Raw genomic sequence first — 1,752 nt, forward strand, 5'->3', positions numbered from 1 at the left:
CGACGAGCATTCACGCCTCGTCCAACGACCACGAACACCAGCAGTCACAAAATCATCCCGAACCACCAACTACATAGATCAGATGCCCTCTTAGACAAGAGATCAAAGTCCCGGAACTACCGAAGGTCTCCGCCCGGCGGGAACGCGGCATGGTGGAGCCGGTCTGAACACGGGCATCTCAGTCCCGGAACGGCGGCAGGCTTCCACCTTGCTTGGTGCCCCTTGCGCTCACGCGCTCGGGACCACCGATGAGCTATTAGAACTACCGGTACTCCACCAACCACCAGGTCGTCATCGACGCCGACACCCGTCTGGTCGTCGTGGTCGGCTGGCCGCTCGCCGGGAACCGCAACGACTGCAAGGCGTGGGAGGAGTCCGGCGCCAAGGCCGCCATCGGCAACACCGTCACGATCGCCGACGGCGGCTACCCCGGCACCGGACTCGTTATGCCGCACCGCCGCGAACGCGGCCAGACCGCACTCCCGGACTGGAAAGAGGAGCACAACAAGTCCCACAAGCAGGTCCGCGCCCGCGTCGAGCACGTCTTCGCGCGGATGAAGACGGGAAGATCCTCCACGACTGCCGCCTCAAAGGCGACGGCGTCCACCACGCCATGCTCGGCATCGCCCGGAGACACAACCTCGCCCTCGCCGGATAGGCCGAGGGGCGGTACGGCAGCCCACCACGCCCGAGGCGACTCAAAGATCATTTACCGGACAGCCCTCAGGAGTGCCCTGTCGATCAGAAGTGTGCCGAGACCTTGTCGCTGTATTTCCGGGGAGAGTGAAACCCTCGAGATGGCGCCGCGTCTGCACTCGTGGCACACCTTCCACACGAGCCGCGCATCGGAGATTCCGTCACGTTACTGAGCATTGCTCGCGATCGCCACGGCTGTTGCCGCAGCGGCCGCACCCTTGCCGTTCACCGGTTCAGTCCCCACAGCCTGATGCCGCGCCCCCGGGCGGCGGTGGGCTGAGCGGGGCGGCGAGTACAAGGGCACCAGCCGCGAACCACGCCGCTGGCGGCGGGCTACCTACAGCTACGGCGGGGTCCAGCACCTGCTCGCTGCCCTGGGCCTGGCCAAGGACACCCGCTACGGTCTGGACCCCGAGGCCGTACTGACCTGCTGGCAGTGGCGCAACCACCGGCTCCGCATGACGGCGGGGCAGTGCGTGCGGACACGGGCTGCTGGACGCGGCGGGGCAGCGGCTGACGGCGTAGTCGTCCGGGGTGCCAAAGCGGATACTGGCTCGGGCGTTGCCGTCCTGGACGGTAGCGGATGCGATGCGCGATTTGTCGCCGATTTACGCCCGCCCGCCGTCCGGAAGCGCCTGTTCGGTCCAGATGATCTTGCCAGCGGTTGTGTACCTGACCCCCAGCGATCCGCGAGCTGGGCCACGAGGAAGAGGCCTCGGCCGCCTTCGTCCGTAGTCTCCGCGTACCGCAGATGCGGAGTGGTGCTGCTGGCGTCGGAGACCTCGCAGATCAGCTTGCGGTCGAGCAGCAGCCGGAGACTGATCGGGCCGGCGGAAGATTTCAAGTCCAGTGAGACGGTCGTGACGCTATGAGGTTTGTGGTGCGGGTTCCCTGCGTTTGGCTGGGTCGTTGATCCAGGCCGTCTGGGGTATCGCGGGTGGTCTGGGGCGGCGGCGAAGCGGGGTCTGTACCGTGACTGGTGTAACTCCCGAGCTGGAAGCGACAGTTGATGACTGACGTGATGAGTGGCATCGAGGCCGGGGAGGCCGCCGTGGA

General features: G+C 66.3%; 2 pseudogenes. One reads left to right on the forward strand and one right to left on the reverse strand.

The annotated features are described in order from the left end of the window. Positions 1–260 precede the first annotated feature (260 nt). Positions 261–658: pseudogene (locus tag AB0M87_RS31640) on the forward strand (transposase); the annotation flags it as partial. Between the two features lie 646 nt (positions 659–1,304). Here AB0M87_RS31640 and AB0M87_RS31645 read toward each other — a convergent pair. After that, positions 1,305–1,525 (reverse strand): annotated as a pseudogene (locus tag AB0M87_RS31645) (ATP-binding protein); the annotation flags it as partial. Between the last annotated feature and the right edge of the window lie 227 nt (positions 1,526–1,752).

Origin of the sequence: Streptomyces sp. NPDC051320, from assembly GCF_040682175.1 — a bacterium.
Lineage (GTDB): Bacteria > Actinomycetota > Actinomycetes > Streptomycetales > Streptomycetaceae > Streptomyces.